This window comes from Pseudomonas sp. MPFS, from assembly GCF_022537035.1.
Classification (GTDB): Bacteria; Pseudomonadota; Gammaproteobacteria; order Pseudomonadales; family Pseudomonadaceae; genus Aquipseudomonas; species Aquipseudomonas sessilinigenes.
Genome location: NZ_CP066123.1, coordinates 3,803,340 through 3,826,541, shown reverse-complemented (window position 1 = coordinate 3,826,541; position 23,202 = coordinate 3,803,340). Strand labels below are relative to the sequence as shown.

General features: G+C 64.3%; 20 protein-coding genes and 1 tRNA gene. 8 read left to right on the top strand and 13 right to left on the bottom strand.

The genetic code is table 11. The features are described 5' to 3' along the window. Nucleotides 1–88 precede the first annotated feature (88 nt). Nucleotides 89–997, top strand: a complete 909-nt coding sequence (locus I9018_RS17445; RefSeq protein WP_068587133.1) for a LysR family transcriptional regulator — start codon at nt 89–91, stop codon at nt 995–997. Nucleotides 998–1,028: 31 nt separating this feature from the next. On the opposite strand, the gene I9018_RS17440 is transcribed toward I9018_RS17445, so the two are convergent. Together I9018_RS17440 and I9018_RS17435 are read right to left on the bottom strand one after the other, a co-directional pair. Continuing rightward, a tRNA-Gln gene (locus tag I9018_RS17440) sits at nt 1,029–1,103 on the bottom strand. A gap of 169 nt (nt 1,104–1,272) precedes the next feature. Next, nucleotides 1,273–1,977, bottom strand: coding sequence for a hypothetical protein (locus I9018_RS17435; RefSeq protein ID WP_241107003.1), 705 nt, complete (start codon nt 1,975–1,977; stop codon nt 1,273–1,275). A gap of 157 nt (nt 1,978–2,134) precedes the next feature. On the opposite strand from I9018_RS17435, the gene I9018_RS17430 reads away from it, so the two are divergent. From I9018_RS17430 to I9018_RS17415, 4 genes are all read left to right on the top strand, one after another. Beyond that, nucleotides 2,135–3,730, top strand: a complete 1,596-nt coding sequence (locus I9018_RS17430; RefSeq protein WP_241107002.1) for an FAD-binding oxidoreductase — start codon at nt 2,135–2,137, stop codon at nt 3,728–3,730. 4 nt (nt 3,731–3,734) lie between these two features. After that, the gene (locus I9018_RS17425) at nt 3,735–5,330 is read left to right on the top strand and encodes a glycerol-3-phosphate dehydrogenase/oxidase (protein ID WP_241107001.1); all 1,596 of its coding nucleotides are present in this window, start codon (nt 3,735–3,737) and stop codon (nt 5,328–5,330) included. A 13-nt stretch (nt 5,331–5,343) separates the two neighbouring features. Then, entirely contained in the window at nt 5,344–6,915 is a 1,572-nt protein-coding gene (locus I9018_RS17420; protein ID WP_068587126.1) for an FGGY-family carbohydrate kinase, read from the top strand. 168 nt (nt 6,916–7,083) lie between these two features. Beyond that, nucleotides 7,084–9,204 (top strand): TonB-dependent receptor, encoded by a 2,121-nt coding sequence (locus I9018_RS17415; RefSeq protein WP_241107000.1) that lies wholly within the window; start codon nt 7,084–7,086, stop codon nt 9,202–9,204. Nucleotides 9,205–9,240: 36 nt separating this feature from the next. Here I9018_RS17415 and I9018_RS17410 read toward each other — a convergent pair whose 3' ends face one another. Next, the gene (locus I9018_RS17410; protein ID WP_068587122.1) at nt 9,241–9,738 is read right to left on the bottom strand and encodes a hypothetical protein; all 498 of its coding nucleotides are present in this window, start codon (nt 9,736–9,738) and stop codon (nt 9,241–9,243) included. 127 nt (nt 9,739–9,865) lie between these two features. On the opposite strand from I9018_RS17410, the gene I9018_RS17405 reads away from it, so the two are divergent. Both I9018_RS17405 and I9018_RS17400 read left to right on the top strand, forming a co-directional pair. Further along, nucleotides 9,866–10,237: a hypothetical protein gene (locus I9018_RS17405; protein ID WP_068587120.1), complete on the top strand. Its 372-nt coding sequence runs from the start codon at nt 9,866–9,868 to the stop codon at nt 10,235–10,237. 123 nt (nt 10,238–10,360) lie between these two features. Further along, nucleotides 10,361–10,909, top strand: a complete 549-nt coding sequence (locus I9018_RS17400) for a hypothetical protein (RefSeq protein ID WP_228022286.1) — start codon at nt 10,361–10,363, stop codon at nt 10,907–10,909. 60 nt (nt 10,910–10,969) lie between these two features. On the opposite strand, the gene I9018_RS17395 is transcribed toward I9018_RS17400, so the two are convergent. The 4 genes from I9018_RS17395 to I9018_RS17380 form a co-directional block, all read right to left on the bottom strand. After that, nucleotides 10,970–12,679, bottom strand: coding sequence for an amidase (locus tag I9018_RS17395; RefSeq protein ID WP_241106999.1), 1,710 nt, complete (start codon nt 12,677–12,679; stop codon nt 10,970–10,972). Nucleotides 12,680–12,973: 294 nt separating this feature from the next. Further along, the gene (locus tag I9018_RS17390) at nt 12,974–13,831 is read right to left on the bottom strand and encodes a sel1 repeat family protein (RefSeq protein WP_241106998.1); all 858 of its coding nucleotides are present in this window, start codon (nt 13,829–13,831) and stop codon (nt 12,974–12,976) included. Then, nucleotides 13,828–14,247, bottom strand: coding sequence for a hypothetical protein (locus tag I9018_RS17385; RefSeq protein WP_241106997.1), 420 nt, complete (start codon nt 14,245–14,247; stop codon nt 13,828–13,830). Before I9018_RS17385 ends, I9018_RS17390 begins: the two co-directional genes overlap by 4 nt. Nucleotides 14,248–14,267: 20 nt before the next feature. After that, nucleotides 14,268–15,146, bottom strand: a complete 879-nt coding sequence (locus I9018_RS17380) for a suppressor of fused domain protein (protein WP_124347771.1) — start codon at nt 15,144–15,146, stop codon at nt 14,268–14,270. A gap of 179 nt (nt 15,147–15,325) precedes the next feature. Here I9018_RS17380 and I9018_RS17375 point away from each other — a divergent pair, with 179 nt between their 5' ends. Further along, nucleotides 15,326–15,757, top strand: coding sequence for an HIT domain-containing protein (locus I9018_RS17375; protein WP_068587114.1), 432 nt, complete (start codon nt 15,326–15,328; stop codon nt 15,755–15,757). A 127-nt stretch (nt 15,758–15,884) separates the two neighbouring features. Here I9018_RS17375 and I9018_RS17370 read toward each other — a convergent pair whose 3' ends face one another. From I9018_RS17370 to I9018_RS17345, 6 genes are all read right to left on the bottom strand, one after another. Continuing rightward, the gene (locus tag I9018_RS17370; RefSeq protein WP_124347770.1) at nt 15,885–16,901 is read right to left on the bottom strand and encodes an Ldh family oxidoreductase; all 1,017 of its coding nucleotides are present in this window, start codon (nt 16,899–16,901) and stop codon (nt 15,885–15,887) included. Between the two features lie 98 nt (nt 16,902–16,999). Continuing rightward, nucleotides 17,000–18,577 carry an aldehyde dehydrogenase (NADP(+)) gene (locus I9018_RS17365; RefSeq protein ID WP_241106996.1) on the bottom strand — a complete coding sequence of 526 codons (1,578 nt, stop codon included), beginning with the start codon at nt 18,575–18,577 and terminating at the stop codon, nt 17,000–17,002. A gap of 119 nt (nt 18,578–18,696) precedes the next feature. Further along, entirely contained in the window at nt 18,697–19,641 is a 945-nt protein-coding gene (locus I9018_RS17360; RefSeq protein WP_241106995.1) for a dihydrodipicolinate synthase family protein, read from the bottom strand. A gap of 246 nt (nt 19,642–19,887) precedes the next feature. After that, complete coding sequence (gene abaF, locus I9018_RS17355) at nt 19,888–21,261, bottom strand: fosfomycin efflux MFS transporter AbaF (protein WP_277398073.1); 1,374 nt, start codon at nt 21,259–21,261, stop codon at nt 19,888–19,890. A 271-nt stretch (nt 21,262–21,532) separates the two neighbouring features. Then, complete coding sequence (locus I9018_RS17350; RefSeq protein ID WP_068587144.1) at nt 21,533–22,192, bottom strand: GntR family transcriptional regulator; 660 nt, start codon at nt 22,190–22,192, stop codon at nt 21,533–21,535. A gap of 158 nt (nt 22,193–22,350) precedes the next feature. Further along, complete coding sequence (locus I9018_RS17345; RefSeq protein WP_068587106.1) at nt 22,351–23,142, bottom strand: helix-turn-helix transcriptional regulator; 792 nt, start codon at nt 23,140–23,142, stop codon at nt 22,351–22,353. Nucleotides 23,143–23,202 lie beyond the last annotated feature (60 nt).

Sequence of the window (23,202 nt, the reverse complement as noted above, 5' to 3'; positions counted from 1 at the left end):
CGATCAGCTTACTAGGGAATCTGGTTCTGTTTTATGATGCTTTTTACCAACTGATGTGAACCAGATTCATTAATAGGCAAGGTGCCGCATGTTTTCCTCCGAACGCTTGAAGGGTATCGACGTGTTTGTCTGCGTGGCCGACTGTGGCAGCTTCAAGGCGGCCGGCGAGCGCCTGAACCTTACGGCGTCGGCCATCAGCAAGGCCATCGCCCGTTTGGAGGCGCGGCTGCAGGCGCGATTGTTCCGCCGTACCACCCGCAGCCTGGCCCTGACCGATGCCGGCCTGGCGTTCTACCGCACTTGCAGTGGCGTGCTGGCCGATCTGGAAGAGGCCGAGCTCGAGTTGCAAGCGCAACGGCATGAGCTGCGCGGCAAGCTGCGCATCGACCTGCCCGGGGCATTCGGCCGGGCCCGGGTCCTGGGGCCGATCCTCGAATTTGCCCGGGAGCACCCGCAGTTGCAGCCCCATGTGACCTTCTCCGAGCATCTGGCCAATCCCATCGAGGCCGGAGTCGATATCGCCGTGCGCTTGGGTGGCCCCGACCTGTGGCCGGCGGAACTGGGGCATCGGCACCTGGGAACCGAGCAGTACCTGTTCTGTGCCACCCCGGGCTACCTGGCGCAGCGCGGCGAGCCGCAGGTCATCGCCGATCTGGAGCGGCACCAGTGCATCGCCTATGGCTGGGCGGACGGGCGCGTGCATCCCTGGAGCTTCGCCACCGACGAGCCGGGGCAGATCGAGCGCCGGTCGGTTACGGCCAGTTGCGTGGTGGGTGCGGGGGAGGGCTTGCTGATGGCGGTGCTGGGCGGCTATGGCATCGCCCACCTGCCGTCGTGGCTGGTCAAGCGTCAACTGCAGGATGGCAGCCTGGTGGAAGTCTTGCCGCATTTGGCGACCCGGGGGCAGACGATCAACCTGCTATGGATGAAGAGCCGGCAGGGATTGCCCAAGGTCAACGCGATGCTGGAGTTCCTGGCGCGAAGCCTGGAGGAATGAACAATGATGAAAGAACAACGAGGAAGAAAAATGGCAGGGGCGGCTGGATTCGAACCAACGCATGGCAGGATCAAAACCTGCTGCCTTACCGCTTGGCGACGCCCCTGTAGCTGTTGCGACGTTACTTGCTTGAAGTGCCGGTCCGGGGAGGACCGCTGCAAGAACGGGCGCAAATTTAACAACTCGCCGGCGGTTTGGGAAGCCCCCAGCGCAAAAAAAATCGGTTTGAAAACAGCTGCTTAGTCCTGCCCGGGAGTTTTTTCCCCGATTGACACTCAACCGACGAGGTAGGCGTCCTGGGTGTCCTGCAGCGGCCGGGCGTGCTCCAGGGCCCGGCGAATGGCAATGAGCTCCGCACCCGCGAGTACTCGCCGACCCCATTCGTAAGTATTCCCGCCAGGGCCCAGGTGCACCGATAACAACCCGCTGACCTGGTCACCGATGATCTCCAGGATCATTTCCATCATGCCTTCGCTGCCGTTGGCGGCGTTCAGGCAAGTCAATCCGCCGACGTCGGCGCGCCCGCACCAGAGGGCTTCATCCCAACTCAGGCAAGCGCCCTGCGGCCTGCCGATGCCGGGCAGGCTCCAGGCCTGCTGGTCCAGCGGCTGGGCCTTGAGGGCCGCCAGCAGTGGGGTGCAGGCCAGGACCTGCAAGGCAAAGCGCTGCCTGCCCCGATGCAGGTCATGCATTGGCTGGGCGGGTGGCTGCTGCGGCCCGCTGACCCTGACCTGCAACAAGTGGCTGTGGACGAGTTCCGAAGGTTGTTCGCTCCAGCCGTTGATGTCGCTCACGGGTGGGTGCCAGATCAACTGCAGGGTCTCACCGACCAGCAGCCGATCCTGCGGCTCGAAGAACGCCGAGATGCCCTGGCCTACTTGCGGCAGCAGGTCGCGCAGGCTCAGCGTCGCAGCGCCGTAGTCGATGCCCAGGTCCGGGGACCAGAACAACGGGGAGCAGGTTTTCAGCGGGGCGGGCATGGGCGACTCGATCCTGGGCAGGTAGGAAATGGTTTGGCAGCGCGGGTGACTCAATCGGCTACACCAACTGGCTCAATGCGACCGTGACAGTGTCCGGCGGCGCACTAGTATAGGGAACCTTACGCAAGACCTATAAGAACAGCAGAGGAACACACGCATGCGACGCTGGAATGGCTGGGGGGATGCATCCACGGTGGTCGAATTGCCGGCCGAGGGCGCGGGCTTTCTCGCCGAGCGACTGGGACCGGGCTACAGGTTGCCGGAGGCCTCCCTGGAGCAGGCGTTGGCCCGGGTGCCCGCGTCGCGGCTGGCGGCTCATCCGCTGTACAGCATCGATCCCCAGGAGCGCCTGTTGCACGCCCGTGGACAAAGCCTGCCGGACTGGCTGGCGCTGCGCGAGGGTGAGCTGGGGGCTTACCCGGATGCGGTGGCGTTTCCCGAAACCGCCGCCCAGATCCGCCAGTTGCTGGCATTGGCCGAAGAACATGACTGGTGCCTGATTCCTTATGGGGGCGGCACCTCGGTAGCCGGTCATATCAACCCCGTTTGGTCCGAGCGCCCGACACTGACGGTGTCCCTGGCACGCATGAGCCGCCTGCTGGACCTGGACGAAGACAGCCTGCTGGCCACCTTCGGCCCCGGCGCCAGTGGCCCCCAGGTGGAAAGCCAGCTGCGCGCCCGGGGCTACACCCTGGGACATTTCCCGCAGTCCTGGGAGCTATCGACCCTCGGCGGCTGGGTGGCCAGCCGTTCCAGCGGCCAGCAATCGTTGCGCTACGGGCGCATCGAGCAATTGTTTGCCGGCGGGACCCTGGAGACCTTCGCCGGACCGATGCCCATCGCCACGTTCCCGGCCTCCGCGGCCGGTCCCGACCTGCGTGAAGTGGTACTGGGCAGCGAAGGGCGCTTCGGGATCATTTCCGAGGTTCGGGTGCGGGTCAGCCGCTTGCCGGAGCATGAGCGCTTCTATGGGGTATTCCTGCCGGACTGGCCCCAGGCCTTGCAGGCTGTGCGGGCCTTGGCCCAGGCCCGGGTGCCGTTGTCGATGCTGCGCCTGTCCAACGCGGTGGAGACCGAGACCCAACTGGCCCTGGCCGGCCACCCGACGCAGATCGCCTGGCTGGAAAAGTACCTGGCGCTGCGTGGTGCGGGCCAGGGCAAGTGCCTGTTGACCTTCGGCGTGACCGGCAACCGCCGGCAGAACGCCTTGTCCCTGCGCCAGGCGCGCCAGCACTTGAAGGCCTTCGGCGGAGTGTTCACCGGCACCTTGCTGGGCAAGAAGTGGGCGCAGAACCGCTTTCGTTTTCCCTACCTGCGCGAAAGCCTGTGGAATGCCGGTTATCTGGTGGACACCCTGGAAACAGCCACGGACTGGAGCAATGTCGATGCGCTTTTAAAGCGCATCGAAAACAGCCTGCGCGATGGCCTGGCCGCCGAAGGCGAGCAAGTGCATGTGTTCACCCACCTGTCCCATGTCTATGGCGAAGGCTCGAGCATCTACACCACCTACGTGTTCCGTCCTGACCGCCAGTATCCGGCGACCCTGGCCCGTTGGCAGGCGCTCAAGCATGCGGCCAGCCGGACCATCGTCGAGCACCAGGGCACCATCAGCCACCAGCATGGGGTGGGCAAGGATCATGCACCCTACCTGCCACGGGAAAAGGGCGCACTGGCCATCGAGACCCTGCAGGCCCTGAGCCGCCATTTCGACCCGGCCGGACGCTTGAACCCCGGCACCCTGCTGGAGCAGTAAGGCCATGAGCCAGGACTGGAACGGCCAATGGCGGCAACAGGCGCTGCCGAGCCTGGCGGCGCAGAGCTGGGACTTGATCGTGATCGGTGGCGGTATCAGCGGCGCCGGGATCCTGCGTGAGGCGGCCCGGCGTGGTTGGCGCTGCCTGTTGCTGGAACAGCGGGATTTCGCCTGGGGGACCTCCAGCCGGTCTTCGAAGATGGTCCATGGCGGCTTGCGCTACATCGCCAAGGGCCAGTGGCGCCTGACCCGGGACTCGGTGCGCGAGCGCCAGCGCTTGTTGCAGGAGGCTCCCGGGCTGGTGGACCCCATGAGCTTCCTGATGCCCCATTACCGGGGCCAGTTTCCCGGGCCGCGGGTGTTCGGCAGCCTGCTGAGCCTGTATGACGCCCTAGCCGGACGGCGCAACCACAGGTTCCACGATGCCGGGCAGTTGCAGTTCCTGGCGCCTGGGGTCAAGGAGCCGGGCCTCTTGGGCGGCACTTGTTTTCTCGACGCCTTGACCGATGATGCGCGGCTGGTGATGCGGGTATTGGCCGAGGCCCGGGCCGATGGAGCCCAGGCGTTCAACGGCCTGCGCGTGACCCGCTTGTTGCGTGATAACGGGCGGGTGTGTGGGGTCGAGGTGGATGACAGCGAAGGCGGCGCGCCCTGCCAGCTGCGCAGCGAGAGCCTGGCGGTGGCCACCGGGGCCTGGGCCGAGCGTTTGCGTCCGGCGGATGCGGGGCGTCAACTGCGACCGTTGCGTGGCAGCCACTTGTTGCTGCCGGGTTGGCGGCTGCCAGTGGCCCATGCCTTCAGTTTCATGCATGCCGAGGATCGCCGGCCAGTGTTCGTCTTCCCCTGGGAAGGCGCTACCGTGGTCGGTACCACCGACCTGGACCATCGCGAAGACCTGGACCTGAGCGCCAGCATCAGCCAGCAGGAGCTGCATTACTTGCTGGCGGCCTGCGCCCAGCAGTTTCCCGAGGCGCGGATCGTTGCCAGCGACGTGCTTTCGACCTGGGCCGGGGTGCGCCCGGTGGTGGCCGCTGGCGGTGCGGACTCCGAGGACAAGCCCTCCAACGAAACCCGCGAGCATGTGCTGTGGCAGGAGCCGGGATGCGTGACCCTGGCCGGCGGCAAGCTCACCACCTTCCGGCCCCAGGCCATCGAGGTCTTGGCTGCCTGCGGGGCGATGATCGGACGCAGTGTCAGCGACGACGGCGCGCCGGTGTTCGCTCCGGTCCCGACCGTGGAGATTCCCGGCCTCAGCAGCGCCCAGCAGCGGCGCCTGGCCGGGCGCCATGGTCGCGACCTGCCGCGGCTGGCCCAACTGGTGGAGCAGTTGGGCCACCAGTGCGTCGGCGCCAGCGACACCCTGTGGGCCGAGCTGGCCTTTGCCGCCGAGACGGAAATGGTCCTGCACCTGGACGACCTGCTGCTGCGCCGCACGCGCCTGGGCCTGCTGCTGGCCGAGGGCGGCGCCAGCTACCTGCCAGCCATCCGCAACCTGTGCCAGGGGCGCCTGGGCTGGAGCGACGCCCATTGGCAAGCCGAAGAACAGCGCTACCGGACCTTGTGGCAACGCCACCACAGCTTGCCCAGCACTGATGCCTAACCAAGAGAGCCCCATGGATAATCACAACAACAAGCGGGACTACCTGCTGGCTATCGATAACGGAACCCAGAGCGTACGCGCGCTGCTGTTCGACCTTCAGGGCAACCTGATCGGCAAGGGCAAGGTGGAACTGGAGGCCTACTACTCGACCCAGCCCGGCTGGGCCGAACAGGACCCGGACTACTACTGGGCCAAGCTCGGCGAAGCCTGCCAGATCCTCTGGCAACAGACCGGCATCGACCGCTCGCAGATCCGCGGGGTGTCCCTGACCACCCAGCGCGGCACCCTGATCAACGTCGATGCCCAGGGGCGGGCGCTGCGCCCGGCGATCCTCTGGCTGGACCAGCGCCAGGCCGAGCTCGAGGGCAAGCTCAAGGGGCCCTGGAGCTGGTTGTTCAAGTTGATTGGCGCCGAGGCCACGGTGGATTACTTCCGCGCCCAGGCCGAAGCCAACTGGGTGGCGCAGAAGCAGCCGGAGATCTGGGCCGCCACCGACAAGTTCCTGCTGTTGTCGGGGTTTCTCACCCATCGCCTGACCGGCCATTTCGTCGACTCGGTGGGGTGCTGCGTGGCCTACCTGCCGTTCGACTACAAGCGCCTGCGCTGGGCCGCCCCCAGCGATTGGAAATGGCAGGCCCTGGCGGTACGCCGTGAGCAACTGCCGACCCTGCACAAGCCCGGCGAAACCCTGGGTCGGATCACTGCCGAGGCCAGTCGCCACACCGGTATTCCCGAGGGCTTGCCGCTGATCGCCGCGGGTGCCGACAAGGCCTGCGAGGTGCTGGGCTCCGGGGTCCAGGATTCCACCACGGCCTGCGTCTCCTACGGCACCACGGCCACCATCACCACCACCCGCTCGCGTTACCTGGAGGTGGTGCCACTGATTCCGCCGTATCCGGCAGCGGTGCCGGACCACTACAACTGCGAGGTGATGATCTTCCGGGGCTATTGGATGGTCAGCTGGTTCAAGCAGCAGTTCGGCCTGCGCGAGGTGCAGCAGGCGGCGCAGCAGGGGCTGGAGCCCGAGCAGTTGTTCGACGCCCTGGTCCAGGCAGTACCCCCGGGGTCCATGGGCCTGACCCTGCAACCCTACTGGTCGCCGGGTATCCGTGAGCCGGGGATGGAGGCCAAGGGCGCGATGATCGGTTTCGGTGACGTGCACACCCGGGCGCATATCTACCGGGCGATCCTCGAGGGCCTGGCCTACGCCCTGCGCCAGGGCATGGAGCGCATGGAAAAACGCTCGAAACTCAAGATCACCCGCCTGCGGGTGGCCGGAGGCGGTTCCCAGAGCGATGCGGCGATGCAACTGACCGCCGATATCTTCGGCCTGCCGGTGGAGCGCCCGCATGTCTACGAGGCGTCGGGGCTGGGCGCGGTGATCGCCTGCGCGGTGGGGTTGGGGCTGTACCCGGATTTTTCCACGGCCATCAGCGCCATGACCCGGGTCGGCGCGGTGTTCGAGCCCCAGCCCCAGGCCCGGCAGATGTACCAGCGGCTGTACAGCCAGGTGTACTTGCGCATGTATCGCCAGCTCAAGCCGCTGTACCAGAGCATTCGCGAGATCACCGGTTATCCGGCCTGAGATCGGCCCCGATCAGGCGTGCGTCGAGGCTCGCCTGCCATCGCTCCATGCTCCCTCGCGCCAGGTCGCGCCCGCGTCCTGGCAAAAAAGCCAAATCGGCCTGTGTTCTCTTCGTTCCTTCCTGCGTCGCAACCTTCATTGTCCATTGCCCACGCCGGAGTCGTACCGATGCTTTCGCCCAGAACCCTGCCCACCACTTTGTTGGGCCTGGCCCTTGCCTGTCCGGCCATGGCCGAGCCCGGGGGCCTGGAACTGGCTCCGGCGCAGGTCCTGGGACAAGGCCAGGAGGACGCCGGGCAGGGAACTGAAGAAGCCCGGGCGCGGCTGACCCAGGTTCCCGGCGGGAGCAACCTGGTACAGATGAGCCGGCCATTGCAGGGCCGGGTGGCCAGCAACCAGGACGTGCTGGCCTACCAGCCAGGGGTCTATGCCCAATCGGCGGGCAACGAAGGGGTGAAGATCTCGATCCGTGGCTCGGGCATCAACCGTGCCCCCGGGGCCCACGCCTCGGGGCTCTACACCATGCTCGACGGCCTGCCCCTGACCGGCCCTGGCGGTACCCCCTACGAGTTGCTGGAGCCACTGTGGGTCGAGCGCGTGGAGGTGCTGCGTGGGGCCAACGGTTTCGACCGCGGTGCCCTGGCCCTGGGCGGCGCCATCGACTACATCAGCCATACCGGCTACGACGCGCCGCTGTTGCAGGTGCGCTACGTCACCGGCAGCCACGGCTACCAGCAGCGCCAGGTCAGTTCCGGGCAAGTGCTGGGGGACTTCGACTACTACGTCTCGCTGACCGATTCCAACGCCGACGGCTACCAGCGCCATACCGCCAGCGACAGCCGGGGAGTCGTGGCCAACTTCGGCTATCGCTTGAACCCGAACCTGGAAACCCGTTTCTACCTGCGCTACCGGCAGACCAACAACGACCTGGCCGGGCGGGTGACCAAGCATTCCATCGAGCATTCCCCCAGGGCGGCCAACCCGACCTATGTGTCCCGGGACGACCGGCGCAAGCAGCCGGGCAGTACCTTCGTCGGCAACAAGACCACCTGGTACATCGATGACGATTCGAGCCTGCAGGCCGGCCTGGTCTACCACGACTACCCCATGGACCTGCGCGAAGGTACCAACCGCCTGAAGGTGGCGTATAGCGATGTCAGCGGCACCTTCGACTACAAGCGCCGCGACACCCTCTGGGGCCTGGAGAGCCGCAGCACCCTGGGCCTGCGGGTGACCAAGCACCTGCCCAACGACGGCGCCAGCGAGTTCGTGCGTATTCCTAGCGACAAGACTCCCGATAAAGCTCCTGGCACCCGGCTACGCAATTTCACCTACCAGGGTTCGGACAGCGTCCTGCATGTCAGCAATGACTTGGAGATCGCCGACGACCTGTGGCTGACCACCGGCCTGGCGGCCATCTACACCCGCCGCGAGAGCGCGGTGACTTACCCCGAGGGCGGCGGCAAGACCAGCCTCGGCGACTGGGACTATGCCCCGCGCCTGGGCCTGCGCTACCAGTTGAACCGCGATGTGCAGCTGTTCGGCAACCTCAGCCGTTCGGTGGAGGCGCCGCATCCCTGGTCGCTGATCTATAGCTCCAACTCCTACTTCCAGAGTGGTGTGGCTCAGGGTACTCAGCGCGACCCGATCAAATTGCGCAATCAGACCGCCACCACCCTGGAGTTGGGTGGCCGTGGCGACAGCGCCCTGGGCCAGTGGAGCCTGGCCTGGTACTACGCCCAGGTTCGCCATGAACTGTTGTTGGTATGGCCAGATGCCAACGCCACCAGACCTTATGAAGTCAACGCCAGCCCCACGGTGCACCAGGGGGTGGAGGCCAGCCTCGAGAGCGAGCTGTGGTCGCGGCCCGGAGTGGGGCGCCTGGGCCTGCGCCAGGCCTATACCTTCAGCGACTTCCACTACCGCGACGATCCACGCTTTGGCGGCAACCGCCTGCCGGGCCTGCCGATGCACTACTACCAGGGCGAGTTGCGCTACGACTGGCCGCAGGGCTTCTTTGCCGCCGTCAACACCCAGCTGGTGTCCAAGGTGGCGGTGGACTACGCCAACAGCTACTACGCCGACCCCTATGCGCTGTTCGGCGCGACCCTGGGCTACAACGCGCCGAAGAACGACTGGCAGGCCTGGGTCGACCTGCGCAACCTGACCGGCCAGCGCTATGCCGCCACCGTCACCCCGGGCTACGACGACCAGGGCCAGGATGCCGCCCGTTCGACCCCGGGCGAGGGCATGGGGGTGTATGTCGGGATGTCCTGGAGCCTGCGCTAAGGCCGATGGTTGTGCCGGTCGCGACGGCGCGCCGTGTCAGTTGCGAAAGTACAGCTCATCCAGTTGCCGCCGGCGTATCGCCAGGTACTCCTCCCAGACCTTGGGGAAATCCTCGTCCCGGGTCAGGGGGAAGGTCAGGTAGATGAACTTGCCGATCACCCGGATGTACTGGCGCTCACGCTTGAAGGTCGGTTGTTCGCAGACCGAGACGCTTTCATCGTAGCCAGGATGGTGGTGGTAGATGTTCACCCGGTGCGGGGCAAGCATGGAGCGGGCGAAGTCCAGCACCCAGCCGTGGTCCGGCCCCATGGCCAGGTAACCCTGGGTGCCGTCTTCGGAGAGGCTGATGCAGGAGCGGGCCTGGGTGCCATCCTCGTCATTGACCAGCACGATCTGGCTGTCGAAGTAGCCGATGCGCTGTTGCCCGGGGCCTTCCAAGAGCAGGCTCCAGCCTTCGGCGCCCATGCGAAATTCGCCACGGTAGGTGAACCGGGCAGTCCAACCGTTGGCCAGGGGAACATGGTGGTTGTTCATCGGTGTCCTAGGGAAAAAGGGTCGGCAGTAGGGTACAGGGCGCCAGCGAGGTTTGACGAGGCCGGACTGTTGGTGCCGGGGCGCGCATCCATTAGCATGGCCGCCGCGCAATTTCAGGAGAAACACCATGCACGCAGGGGATCTGCAACGGATCTACGACTTGCTGGCCGGATTGCTGCGAGCGATCCAGGACGGCGAACCCAGTGCTTTGGCGCAGTATGGCATCAGCACCGCGATTTATGAGGAAGTGCTCGAGGAACTGGAGGCTGGCGCGGCTTGCCTGGCCAGTCTCGCGCTGCCCGCCTGGGAGATGGCGCTGGCGCCCGACAGGAGCGGGCGAGTGGATTTTGACTGCTACCCGACCCAGCAGCCGGGCACGCTGCGGGTGACGTGCCGGTTGTGGTCCGCAGGCCGGTCCAGCGAGCTGAGCCTGACGGCCGACTATTGCCCAGGCCAGGCCGCTTCGCCGCTGCAGTTCAGGCTGCTGGAGGTGCAGTAGCCGCTGCAGGTCAACGCGGTGTTCGATAAGGCTATCTAGCTTGCCCCGAGTGCTTTACATTCGCCGCCCTGACGAATGGACGTCAGGCCAGGTGTGAGAGTTGATCGGGAGGATCAGGCCGTTATGCACAGATTTGCACACATGATCGATGACCAGTGGGTCGAGCACAGCTACCCGCCGGTCTTCGAGATTGCGCCCTTCAACGGCGGCGAGCGGGTGGTGGCCGGCGTGCCGGGGTCCGATCCGCAGGTGTTGCTCAGCCTGGCCCGTTGCCTCACCCAGCCGCTGCTGTTGCTGTTCGTGCTGCACACCAGCCGCGAAGACGTGCCGGTAGGCCGCTACATGAGCCCGATGTTGTCCCTGGCCGAGGTCGCGGATTTCATCGATGAGTTCAAGCCATTGCTATGTGGCGACAGCCGCTTCGATTTCTGGGTGCACTCACCCGAAGACCAGGCCACGGTGGTCTGGGACCGGCACAACCTCATCTACGCCTACGGCCCGCTGGAAAGTTATGCCAGCGCTCTGTACGGCCTGGGGTTCGGCCATGGCGAAGCGCAGATTCCGGTGCCCCACATGCATTACTACCATCCGCAACTGGATGAGCTGTGCAGGCAGTTGATCGCGCGGTTCGACTGGCAACATTCGCCGCTGCAGCCTGTGGATGAGCAGTGAGGCCTTGAGCGGGCAGGAATGAGGATCGGGGCCATGGCGGCCCCGATTGCGTTTTTTGCGTTACTGCACGGCCAGCTTGGGCGTGCGCGGCGGCACCAGGCGCTTGCTGCCGGTGGACTCGTAGGCCGAGGCCAGGCGCAGCAGGTTCGCATCGTCATAGGCCCGGCCGGCGAAGGTCAGGCCCACCGGCATGCCGATGTCCGCCATCACGCCCATGGGCACGGTGACGGTGGGCACGCCCAGATGGCGGATGGCGAGGTTGCCGTTGGCCACCCAGATGCCGTTGCTCCAGGCGATGTCCGCCGATTGCGGGTTGATGTCGGCATCCGCCGGGCCGACGTCGGCGACGGTGGGGAACAGCACCGCGTCCAGCCCTTGGGCGTCCATCCAGTCTTCCAGGTCGAGCTTGCGGGTCTGCTCCAGGCCGCGCAGGCCGTCGGCCAGGGTGGCGATCTGGTCCCAGGTCTTGAGGCCGCGCTTGGCCATGTTGACGTACTCGTCCATGCCCGCCGCCAGGTCATCCTCGCGGTTGGGCAGGGTGCCCGGGTCATGGGGGAAGATCTGTGGCCCGTCGACATCGGCCAGGCGGTTGAGCTTGGGATCGTCGTTGGCCCGCAGGAAGTCGTCGAAGGCCCAGCCCGAGAGCTCCCACAGCTCGTCATGGAGGAACTCCTGGCTGACGATGCCGCGATTGAACACGGTGGGCGCGCCGGGGCGATCGCCTTCGCAGTTGGATACCAGTGGGAAGTCCACTTCCAGCACCTCGGCGCCAGCGGCTTCCAGGGCCTGGCGCGCCTGGCGCCAGAGCTCGATCACCGAGTCGCGGGTGGCGATGCGCTGGCCGGTGGGGCCGCCGATCCCCGGCTTGGCACTGGTACCGGCCTCGGCGTCGGCATTGATGTACATGCGCGGCACGCCGAAGCGCTTGCCCTTGAGGGCGCCGGCGTCGGCCGCCAGTTGCGGGTAGGAAGCGGGGCGCACGCCGGCCACGGCAGGGATCGGCACCCAGGGCTGCAGGCGCCACAGGTCACCGCGTTTATCCGGGTCTTCGGCGACTACCACGTCCAGCACTTCCAGCAGGTCGGCCATGGTCCGGGCGTAAGGCACTACCACGTCCATGGTCGGGGTCAGCGGCCAGTTGCCGCGCACCGAGATCACGCCGCGCGAGGGGGTGTAGGCGCAGAGGCCGTTGTTGGAGGCCGGGCCACGACCGCTGGACCAGGTTTCCTCGGCCAGGCCGAAGGCGCTGAAGCTGGCGGCGGTGGCGGTGCCGGCGCCGTTGGACGAGCCGGAGGCGAAGGGTGCGGTCAGGTACTGGGCGTTGTAGGGGCTTTCGGCGCGGCCATAGACCCCACGCTGCATACCGCCGTTGGCCATGGGCGGCATGTTGGTCTTGCCCAGGCAGATGGCGCCGCCGGCGCGCAGGCGCTCGATGGTGAAGGCGTCGCGCTGGGCCACCAGGTCCTTGAAGGCCGGGCTGCCGGATGCGGCGGTCAGGCCCTTGACCAGATAGCTGTCCTTGGCGGTGTAGGGGATGCCGTCCAGTGGCCCGAGGAGCTGGCCCTTGGCGCGGCGGGCATCAGAGGCTTGCGCTTCCTCCAGGGCCTCGGGGTTGCGCACCACCACGGCGTTGAGGGCGGTGGCAGTGGCGGGGCCGTCGTAGGCATCGATCCGCGCCAGGTAGGCCTGGACCAGTTCCACGGCAGTGGTCTGGCCGGACTCGAGGGCGGCGCGCAGTTGGGCAATGGAGACTTCGGTGACTTCGATCATGCGGGTTCTCGTGGTACGGCTTGGCACGGCAAGGGTTGAGTCGGGGCTTGGGTTGATGCCTGTCAGTCAAGCGAGGTGACCTTTTGTAGGAGCGCAGCTTGCTCGCGAGGGTCGTGAACGGTAGCGCCTGTTGACTGGGTAAACCCAGCGCTCTGAAGTCCATCGCGGGCAAGCCTCGCTCCTACCTTGCCTTGACTGATCGGCATTGGGGCTTGGGGGCCTTTTTAGCATCAAGTGCCCGTCAGCGGAATCTCCGCTCGATCGCAGGTGCGCACTTTGGGCCAAAAGGCCGGGTCATCTGGCATGTGGGTCGATATGGGCCTTTACCCGCCAGGCCTCCTGGCCGGCCTGGGGGATCGGCTGGCCGACAAAACGATAGCTGCCCAGGTTCTGGAGAATGGTTTGGTCCAGGGACGTGTCGCCGGAGCTTTCCAGCAGCTTGAGCCGCGGCTCAGCGGAGCCGGGCACGAACTGCACCTCGACCACCACGGGCTTTACATCAGGTCCGAGCTTGAGTTTGCCGAGCGTTCGGTGCTGGAGCAGTCGCAGTTTGAGGCTGAGCCGGCTCCTGGCTGAGGCGGTCCAGACCTGGTTGTACCGCGCTTGTTGCTCGGCATTGAGCTCCAGGCCCTGGTCACACAGCCGGTCGATGCCTTTCCAGGCAGCGTCGCCGCTCTGCTTGAGAACGCTGAAGTACATCTGCTGCGCGCCTGGAAGATCCTGCGGGCCGCCTTTGCCTTCTTCCATCAACCTGGCCAGGGCCAGGGTACTTTCCCTGCTCCCGACCGCCGCGGCACGCTGGTAGTGATCCCTGGCCAGGAGGTAGTCGGCCTGTTGTTCGTCCAGGCGCCCGAGATGGTGGTAGGCCCTTGGGTTTGTCTGGGCCTGCGAGAGATACAGGGCTTTGGCCCGGGCGGTATCCTGCGCGACTCCATGACCGCGTTCGTACAGGGTGGCGAGCAGGGTCTGGCACATCGAGTTGCCGGCTTCGCCCTGGCGGCGTATGTAGTCGAGCATTTCCCGGGAGATGGACTCCTGGTCGCGGTAGTGCCAGCAGCGCAGGCCGACCATGGAGTCGTTCTGCACGCTGGTAGCGCTCTGGCAGCCGCTGAGCAGTCCGCCGAGCAGTGCCAGGACGACAATCCTGTTCATGGATGGGGACCGTTGAATTCGCCCAGGTAGTCCAGGGACAAGGTGGATGGAAGCGCAAGCGATTGCCCGAAGTGTGCAATGCCAGCGTGGGCAACGAGGATGAAGTGGCTGTACTGCAAGAGAACGGGCCAGTGCAGCCGTTGCCTCTGGGCGGCGCTGCGGATCATGGACTCCAGGTACTCTAGATGGCCTTGCTGGGGGATCAGCTCGACAAAGTCGGAGTCGATAGACCACCCCAGTTCCTGGCGCAGGCGCCAGCTTGGATTGCGTTCCTCCCAGGCATGGTACTGGGCATCCGTGGCGTCGGGGCCGGGTTCGGCCTCCCACTGTTCGAAGGCGAACAACGCAGCTTCGGTGTCATTTGCAAAGCGTGCGGCAAACAGGTGAAAAGCGAAGTAGTCGTCGCATTCCGACATGGACATGGCTCCTGGCGGTTTCAGATCACGCTGGCGCGTTGCAGGTGGCTGACGTGGCCCAGGCCGGACGCGTTCAAGCGCGCGACCAGGTCTTCGCGGGCCGGGCCGCCGCCGTTGCGCAGGTACTCCAGCTCCGAAGCGGTGATCACTACCACCGGCACCAGGGTCACCGGTGATAGCGGCATGTCCGGCAGATAAGTAGGGAAGCTGGCCGTTGGGCCGCCAATCAATACGCCGACGCAGTCGTCGTTGCTGACGAAATGCTCGGGCAACTGCTCGCACATGGCTCGAGACTGGCTGACGCCGGGCAGCTCCAGGGACAGCACGCCATAACGCTCCAGGCGCGAGACATAGCCGCCGGCATCGGCCACGGTATTGGCCACGCAACGCAGCAACTCGAAAGCCCAGCTGTCGGCGAAGGGATAGACATCCCCCTGCGGGCCCTGGGCATGGGCCGGGATATCCGGTGTCTCGATAAACAGCTCCATTTCGAAGCCGTTGCCCTGGCCTTCACCGTCGTCGAATGGATCGGACAGGCCCTCGGTGGCCAGGATGATGCTGTTGGGGCGACGCACGATGCGGTAGGCCTGGCGGGTGGAGGGCCAGTGGGGGCCGCCCATGAAGCTTGGGCTGATGGCAAAGCCCAGCACGTCCTGCTCACAGGTACCGATGGTCTGCCAATGACGTTCGAGGCAGGCGGCGCCAGCGTCCATCAATGCGATCAGCTCCTGCTCGGCACTGCTTGGCTGGTCGTGGGCAGGGGTGTCGACGGGGCCAGGCTCTGGCGTGGCCAGGGGCGGTACGGATTTGGCAGGAGCGGGCTTATTGAAGATGGAAAGCAGTTTTTGCAGGAAATTCAACGGGCGATCCTTGCTCAAGAGTGTTGTCTGGGCGCGCATTGTGCCGACTCGACACAGCCCTGGATAGCCGTTTGAGATGGCAATGTGCCTTGTGCCGTTACTGCTTGGCAATCCAGACGTCGGATCGATACATTCGCCGGTGCATGCAATGCATGGCATGGGTGCAGGCCGATGACCGTTGCATGCGCAATCTTGCAAAGCATTCACAAGGATTTTGTATGCCGTTGATTTCGCAACGTGTTGAGTTGGCTCGCAATGGCGCCAACGACAAGGTGATCTGCCGCATGGCCTCCGGTTGGGCTGTCATGGGGGATGTGCAGTTTCTGCCGGGTTATTGCCTGTTGTTGCCCGACCCTGTGGTGCCGAGTCTCAACGATCTGGATGAAGCCGCCAGGACCACCTACCTGCTGGACATGGCTCGCCTTGGCGATGCCGCCTTGCAGGCCACCGGGGCCTTGCGCATGAATTATGAAATCCTCGGCAACTCAGAACCTGAGTTGCACTGTCATGTTTTCCCGCGTTACGCCTCGGAGCCGGAACACCTTCGCCGGATGCCAGTCTGGTTCTACGATTGGAAAACGGCCGTTGCCTACTCCGAAGAGGACCATGGCCAGTTGCGTCGGCGCATTGCCCAGCTACTGGGGCACTGAATCGAACGAGCCCTGGCCCGGTGTGAGGGCGCTTGCCGGCCATCGCCTCGGTGATAACGGGATCGAAGGCCGGTGACCGGGGCCGCGACGGGGGGATCGCCGCAACCCCTGGATCACGTGCAGCGGTTTATTTATCCAGCAGCTTGAGGATGTCCTCGTACAGGGCCCTGGGTATGAACACGCCTTGTTCCTCACTGCGCCGCCGGGCGTCGTAGCGACGTTGCGATGGCAGGCGGGCGCCCTGGTCGACAATCGCGGCGAACATCTCCTCGGCGCGCCTGGCGCCTTCCTCGGCGTTGCCATTGGCGAACAACTGCGGGTCGAAGGCCAGGATCAGTTCCCCATGAAGCGGAGTAGCGCCGACGCCGTTGTCGAAGGCCATCGACTCCATGCTGGTCATGTCATTGATCAGGGCACCTGCCAGCAATTCCACCATGGCCGCCAGCGCCGAACCCTTGTGGCCGCCGAAGGTCAGCATGGCGCCAGACATGGCGGCCAGCGCATCGGTGGTCGGCTGGCCCTGGTCGTCGACGGCGCAATGTTCGGGCAGTGGGCGGTTGGCCCGGCGATGCAGCTCGATGTCGCCGCGGGCAATGGCGCTGGTGGCGAAGTCGAAGACAAAGGGATTGTGGCCCACGCGCGGCCAGCCGAAGGCGATAGGGTTGGTGCCGAAGACCGGCTTGCTGCCCCCGGCGGGGGCGACCCAGCTATGGCTGGGCGTGAGGGCCAGGGCTGCCAGCCCGTGTTCGGTCACGGCCTCGATTTCCGGCCATAGGGCCGAGAAGTGGAAACAGTTGTTGATGACCATGGCCGCCACACCCACCTGCCGGGCTTTTTGCACCAACAGCGGCAGCGCAGTTTGAAATGCCAGCAGCGAGTAGGCCCGGTGCGCATCCGCGGCCACGATGGCCGCGGAACGTTCGGTGACAGTCGGCAGTGCCTGAGGGTCGACCTGGCCCTCGCGCATGGACTTCACGCAGACCAACAACCGGTACAGCCCATGGGAGTGGCATTCGTCGGCCTGCCCGCGGGTGATGGTGCGGGCAATGGCCTGGGCGTGGGCAGCGCAGAAGCCGTTGTTCGCCAGTACATCGTTGGACAGTCGGAAGGCTTGGTCGAGCGACAGATTAATCAAGTCAGACATGAAACGTATCCTTGGATCATGGGTGAACGCTGGATAGACGAGGACTGCGCCGAGTGGGTGCAGCGCAGGCCTCTGTCGTCACCTCTGGCAGTGAGCCGTCAGGTTTCGCGCTGGCCGTTGACCAGGCGGCAAAGGCCCAGGGGATTGGCCTGCTGGATGGCCGGTTGCAGCAAGGTGTCCGGGAAGTTCTGATAGCAGACCGGTCGCAGGAAGCGGGCAATGGCCGCGGTACCGACCGACGTGGAACGGGCGTCGGAGGTGGCTGGAAACGGCCCGCCGTGGACCATGGCGTCACAGACTTCGACGCCTGTCGGCCAGCCATTGACCAGGATGCGCCCGGCCTTGCGCTCCAGGGTCGCCAGCAGGGCCCGGGCGGTCTCGGTATCGGCCTCGTCCAGATGCAGGGTCGCGGTCAACTGGCCCTCCAGGTGTTCGGCCACTTGCCTGGCCTGGGCGATGTCATCGCACTCGACCAGCAGCGAGGCCGAGCCGAAGATCTCTGCCTGCAGGGCCGGTTGCTCAAGAAAATCCCTGGCGCAAGTGACGAACAAGTGCGTCTGGCACTGGTTTGGCCCCGTGCCCTCAAGGCCTGCGCCCACCAAGCGCGCGTCGGCGTTGCTGGCCAGCTCTTGCAGGCCATGGCGGTAGGCCTTGAAGATTCCGGGCGTCAGCATGGTCTGGGCGGGACTGCGTTCGACAGCCTGCCGGGCGGTTGCGAGGAAGGCGTCCAGAGCTGGACCCTTGATGGCGATGACCAGTCCCGGGTTGGTGCAGAACTGACCGGCACCCTGGTTGAGGGAGGCGATAAAGCCCTCGGCCAACGCCGCGCCACGGTTGAGCAGGGCATGCTCGAACAGGAAGACCGGGTTGATCGAACTCATCTCGGCATACACCGGGATCGGCTCGCGACGTGCCTGGGCCACTTGGGTCAAGGCTATGCCGCCGCTGCGCGAACCGGTGAAACCCACGGCCTTGATCCTGGGGTCGCTGACCAGGCCCGTGCCGATTTCCACGCCGGAGCCGAACAGCAGCGCAAACACTCCCGGTGCCAGGCCGTGCTTGGCCACGGCTTGCTGGATCGCCTGGCCCACCAATTCGCTGGTACCGGGGTGGGCACTGTGCGCCTTGACGATCACCGGGCAGCCGGCAGCCAGCGCCGAAGCGGTGTCGCCGCCGGCCACGGAGAAGGCCAGGGGAAAGTTGCTGGCGCCGAACACGGCGACCGGGCCCAGGGCGATATGCCGCTGGCGCAGGTCCGGGCGGGGCAGTGGCTGGCGCTCGGGAAGCGCTTCATCGACCCGCACGTCGAGCCACTCGCCGGTGCGTACTGTGCGAGCGAAGGTGCGCAGTTGGAAGCAGGTACGGCCCACCTCGCCCTGGATGCGTGGGCGAGGCAAGCCCGATTCCGCCACCGCGCGATCCACCAGGGTGTCGCCCAGCGCCTCGATCTGTTCGGCGATGCTTTCCAGGAACGCCGCGCGCTCCTGCAGCGAGGTTTCGCGGTAGCTATCGAAGGCCGACCAGGCCAGCGCACAAGCCTGCTCGACATGCTCGCGCGAGCCACCGGGATAACCCGGCTCCAGTACCTGGTCGGTGGCTGGGTTGATGGCCTTGATCGCATCACGAGTACCTGGCACGGCTTGGCCGCCAATCAGCATATTTCCTGTCAGACCCATATCGGCCTCCTGAGGTAATGAACGTCCACCTGCCGGTTTTAAAAATGCAGTGGCAGAGGAGGGGGAAATGAAAGCGGTGCGCCTGGGCGCACCGCTTCAGGGGGAACATCTGCCGGGTGTCAGGCCAGGTTGTGTTCTTTGCTCCAGTTGGCGTACCAGGTACGGAACAGCGTGTACTGGGCCTCGGCATAGTTGCGCTGGGAGTCGCTCAGGGCATCGGTTTCGTTGAAGTGCAGGGTGTATTCCAGGTCGCCGTTGAGCACCATCAGGTGCTTGTAGTACAGCACCAGGTCGCAGCCCTCATCGAACGAGGACAGTACGTGCAGGGCCGACTCCAGTTCTTCGGCCAGGCGCCGGGCCTTGGCGTCGCCCTTGGCCGCCTGCTTGCTCAGGGCCACCAGGTGCAGCACTTCGCGAGGCAGCGCGTTGCCGATACCGGTGATGGAACCGGTGGCGTTGCAGTTGACGAAACCGTTCACCACATCGGTGTCGACACCGACCATCAAGGTGACCGCGTCATCCTTGGAGGTAATGAACTCAGCGGCATAACGGCTGGCTTCGGCGCCGCCGAACTCCTTGAAGCCGATCAGGTTCGGGTGCTCGCTGCGCAGTTCGAAGAACAGGTCCGCGCGAGTGGCAAAGCCATAGTAGGGGCTGTTGTAGATCACCGACGGCAGGTTCGGGGCTGCTGCGAGGATGGCCTTGAAATGCGCCTTCTGTGCGACCAGCGAGGCACCGCGGGACAGGACTCGCGGAATCACCATCAGGCCCTGGGCGCCGACCTTGGCCGCATGAGCGGCGTGGGATACCGCTTCCCGGGAGTTGACCGCGCCCGTGCCGACGATGGTTGGGATACCGGCCGCTACCAGGCGGGCAACGCCTTCCTGGCGCTCGGCTTCGGTGAGCAGGGGCCAGTCACCCATCGAGCCGCAATACACCACGGCGCTCATCCCCGCTTCGATCAGCTCGCGACCCTTGCGGACCAGGGCGTCGAAGTCGGGCTTGCGATCCGAGGTGCAGGGGGTCATCAGTGCGGGAATGGTGCCGGTGAAAATGTTGCTCATGACGCTACCTCATAGTTTTTAGGTGGTTGTAGCTACATCTATGGCACTGGCCAGGAATGGCTGGGGACCTGTTCCAGTGGTCATAATCGAATATCGTATACGTTATATAATCGATGCCTTGGGAAGTAAAGCCTCGGTTGTCATTTCAAATGGCGGCGTTCTGGGTAAACGGCCTGGATTGCAGGGCTCATCAAAGCTTGCAGGCCAAGGGGCTCTTCCGTGAGCCGGGTCAGGGCGAGGGGAGTATCAGCGACTGGAGACCCGCGCCGCCGACGCCTTGTCCACCTCGCGCAGCGACATGCCACGGGTCTCCCTGGCGGCCGCCACGGCAATGATCGAGATCACGGCCGATGCCACCAGGTACCAGGCGATCGGCGTCGAGCTGTTGTATTCCTTGAGCAGGGTAATGGCGATCAGCGGTGCCAGGGAGCCGGCGAGAATGGGCGCCACCTGGTAGCAGAGGGACAGGGCCGTATAGCGCACATGGGTCGGGAACAGTTCCGACATCAAGGCGGAGTAGGGCGCATAGGTCATGGATTCGATAGCCAGGCCCAGGGTGATGGCGGCCATGATCAGCCAGTCGTTCCCGGTATCCATCATGGGGAACCCGACGAAGCCCCAGAAGCCGGTAAGTACCGCACCGATCAGGTACACCGGTTTGCGCCCGATGATGTCGGACAGGTAGCCCATCAAGGGAATCATGAAGAAGTGCAACAGGTGGGCGCCGAACATCAATAGCAGGATTTGCGAAGTGTCTTTGTGCACGACCAGCTTGAGGTAGGTGATCGAGAACGTGACGACGATGTAATAGAGGATGTTCTCGGCAAACCGGGCGCCGATGCCGATCAGCACTTCACGCCAGTATTTTGTGACGACCTCGACCACGCCCAGCTGCTCTTTCTCGATCTTGTGCTGGCGGGCCTGGGCTTCCTTGAAGATGGGGGCGTCATCGACCCGGGTGCGGATCCAGTAGCCGACCAGGACCACGACGGCGGAGAACCAGAACGCTACGCGCCAGCCCCAGTCAAGGAACTGCGCTTCGCTGAGATTGGATGACAGAAGCAGCAGGATCACCGTTGCAATCAGGTTACCGGCCGGGACCCCGGCTTGCGGCCAACTGGCCCAGAATCCGCGGCGGTTGTCCGGGCTGTGCTCGGACACCAACAGTACCGCGCCTCCCCATTCACCCCCGAAGGCGAACCCCTGGATCAACCGCAGCAGCACCAGCAGGATGGGGGCGGCGTAACCGATGCGTTCGAAGGTGGGCAGGCATCCCATCAGGAACGTGGTGATACCGACCACCACCAGGCTGATCTGTAGCAGATGCTTGCGTCCGATCTTGTCGCCGTAATGACCGAAGACCAGCCCGCCGATCGGCCTGGCCAGGAAGCCTACGGCATACAGGGCGAAGGCCGCGATGATGCCATCCACCGCGCTACCGGTCTGGCGGAAGAACAATTGGCCGAACACCAGGGCCGAGGCGGTGCCGTATAGAAAGAACTCGTACCACTCGGCCACGGCACCGGCCATCGCTGCGGCCACCACTCGCTTGATCCCGGCGGGGGCCTTGCCCGCCGTTCGTTCCAGTTCGCTGGCTGTTGCAGAAGTTGTCGAGGTCATCAATGTCGCACTCCGATAGATCTTGTTAGAGGGGGTTGCCTGGGCACTGCGCCAGGCCTGGCTGTTGAAACAGTCGGCATATACTGTATTTCGTATACGATATATTTCAAAGCAAGATTGACGCCAGAACAGCCAGCCGCTCGCCATCGAGCTGCAAGCCTTGATTCTGCGTGTGTCAGATGTTGGCCTCGATGCAGGCCATGGGCGCGAGGGTGTTACGACAGGTGGCACCCGCCATGGGGATGCCACCTAACGGAGCAACCAGTAGCGGTCAGTGGGGCAGGTGTTCGTACAGGCTCTGGCAGACGCCGTTGATGTGCTCTTCGATCAGCTTGGCCGCGAGTTCGACATTCCCGCTGCGGCAGGCGGCGACGATGTCCTTGTGCTCGTGGTCGGCGCGATCCTTCCCGGCCGAAAGGCTCATCTGCATGCGCAGGTAGCGTTCGATCTTGTCGTGGATCGAGCGGATCAGGTTGACCAGGAAAGGGCGCTGGGCCGGCTCGTACAGGCAGGCATGCAATTCCCAATTGAGTTCGGCCCAACGGCCGATGTCGTTCTCCCCGACGAACTCGGCGCAGATCGCTTCGGCCCGGGCAAAGGTTTCTTCGGTCATGTTGGGAACGGCCAGGCGGATGGCCTGGACCTCCAGTAGCACCCTCACTTCGAACATCTGGGCCAGCTCTGGCTCGGAGATCTTGGTCACCAGGGCGCCGCGATTGCGATGAAAGTCCACCAGCCCCTCGGCCTCCAGGCGCTTGAGCGCCTCGCGCACCGGAATCTTGCTGACATTGAACACCTGGGCGATGTCGTCCTGGCGCACCGGTTCGCCTTCAGCCAGGTGGCCGGAGATGATGGCTTCACGCAGGTGCTTGGCAATGATTTCCGAGGTCGAGGGCACGACGCCAAGGTTGGGGGCTTTGTGAAAGGGCAGGGGCACGAGGGTTACCGAGTGAGGATGAATGCGAATATCTTATACGAAATGCCATGGGGGCCAAAAGATGCGCCGCTTACGCGCACCTCCCGAAATCAGCTCGCGATAATCAAGCAGGCCAGCTTCGAATCAGCAGGGCAGGATCGGAACGTCTTGTTTCAAACTGAAGAAAAGGCATCTTTCTTGGGCATGAAGAAGCGAGCGAACAGTTCGGATTGGGACTTGATGTTCAACTTTGCGTAGATGTTGCGGCGGTGAACCTTGATCGTTTCGGCCGACAGGCAGAGTTTTCCGGCGATCTCCTTGTTGGAGAAGCCACTGAGCAATAGCCTGAGCACGTCGCTTTCCCGCGTGGTTATCTGCGTGCCGAGCTGGGTAATGGTTTGCGACCATAAAGGCGCGCTGGTGAGGTGCTTCTCTTCCTCGATCTCGAAACTCATGCGCTGATGCATCAAGGCGATCACCCATGGCTTGATGATATCGAGCATGGTGATCTGGTCCTGGCAAAAGTGAGTGCTGCTACCAATGGAGATGCATAAGGTCCTGTCCCCGTCGAGTTGCGCGTTGTACTGCACTTCATCTACAGAAATGTATTGTGCAAAGTACTTGTGGTAGTACTCGGTTTCGAGGAAATACTCAGGAACGATATCCAACAAGTGAAAGAAACCACTTTGTGGGTTCTCTCGATTGGCTATGTAGAAAGGGTCTAGCAGATAAAGCCCCTTGACGTAACGCTGGGTAAATGCATCCACCTCTTCGGCATCTGCTACTTCGGGGAGACTGACAACCTGAACTTGTTTGCTGCTGAAAATCAATACGACCCAGTTATCGACTTGTACATATTCATTCAATGTCCGAATAAGCGAGCTCCAGAACTCTGGACGATTCAACTGCATGATCAGTTTTCCAATCGATCGATGCCAGGCCAGGCTATGAAGGTCGAGCGGCATTTTCTACCCCTTTAGGGTTAGGGAGTCGTGGGCTAGAGGTAAGTATTCGTAGGTATTTAC

Excerpts from the sequence above, each read along its gene's own strand:
- I9018_RS17345 (WP_068587106.1), bottom strand. The coding sequence starts at position 23,142 with ATGCCGCTCGACCTTCATAGCCTGGCCTGGCATCGATCGATTGGAAAA.
- I9018_RS17400 (WP_228022286.1), top strand. The coding sequence starts at position 10,361 with ATGCACAGATTTGCACACATGATCGATGACCAGTGGGTCGAGCACAGC.
- abaF (WP_277398073.1), bottom strand. The coding sequence starts at position 21,261 with ATGACCTCGACAACTTCTGCAACAGCCAGCGAACTGGAACGAACGGCG.
- I9018_RS17405 (WP_068587120.1), top strand. The coding sequence starts at position 9,866 with ATGCACGCAGGGGATCTGCAACGGATCTACGACTTGCTGGCCGGATTG.
- I9018_RS17365 (WP_241106996.1), bottom strand. The coding sequence starts at position 18,577 with ATGGGTCTGACAGGAAATATGCTGATTGGCGGCCAAGCCGTGCCAGGT.
- I9018_RS17435 (WP_241107003.1), bottom strand. The coding sequence starts at position 1,977 with ATGCCCGCCCCGCTGAAAACCTGCTCCCCGTTGTTCTGGTCCCCGGAC.
- I9018_RS17425 (WP_241107001.1), top strand. The coding sequence starts at position 3,735 with ATGAGCCAGGACTGGAACGGCCAATGGCGGCAACAGGCGCTGCCGAGC.
- I9018_RS17395 (WP_241106999.1), bottom strand. The coding sequence starts at position 12,679 with ATGATCGAAGTCACCGAAGTCTCCATTGCCCAACTGCGCGCCGCCCTC.
- I9018_RS17380 (WP_124347771.1), bottom strand. The coding sequence starts at position 15,146 with ATGCGCGCCCAGACAACACTCTTGAGCAAGGATCGCCCGTTGAATTTC.
- I9018_RS17360 (WP_241106995.1), bottom strand. The coding sequence starts at position 19,641 with ATGAGCAACATTTTCACCGGCACCATTCCCGCACTGATGACCCCCTGC.
- I9018_RS17375 (WP_068587114.1), top strand. The coding sequence starts at position 15,326 with ATGCCGTTGATTTCGCAACGTGTTGAGTTGGCTCGCAATGGCGCCAAC.
- I9018_RS17415 (WP_241107000.1), top strand. The coding sequence starts at position 7,084 with ATGCTTTCGCCCAGAACCCTGCCCACCACTTTGTTGGGCCTGGCCCTT.
- I9018_RS17430 (WP_241107002.1), top strand. The coding sequence starts at position 2,135 with ATGCGACGCTGGAATGGCTGGGGGGATGCATCCACGGTGGTCGAATTG.
- I9018_RS17385 (WP_241106997.1), bottom strand. The coding sequence starts at position 14,247 with ATGTCGGAATGCGACGACTACTTCGCTTTTCACCTGTTTGCCGCACGC.
- I9018_RS17370 (WP_124347770.1), bottom strand. The coding sequence starts at position 16,901 with ATGTCTGACTTGATTAATCTGTCGCTCGACCAAGCCTTCCGACTGTCC.
- I9018_RS17410 (WP_068587122.1), bottom strand. The coding sequence starts at position 9,738 with ATGAACAACCACCATGTTCCCCTGGCCAACGGTTGGACTGCCCGGTTC.
- I9018_RS17390 (WP_241106998.1), bottom strand. The coding sequence starts at position 13,831 with ATGAACAGGATTGTCGTCCTGGCACTGCTCGGCGGACTGCTCAGCGGC.
- I9018_RS17420 (WP_068587126.1), top strand. The coding sequence starts at position 5,344 with ATGGATAATCACAACAACAAGCGGGACTACCTGCTGGCTATCGATAAC.
- I9018_RS17445 (WP_068587133.1), top strand. The coding sequence starts at position 89 with ATGTTTTCCTCCGAACGCTTGAAGGGTATCGACGTGTTTGTCTGCGTG.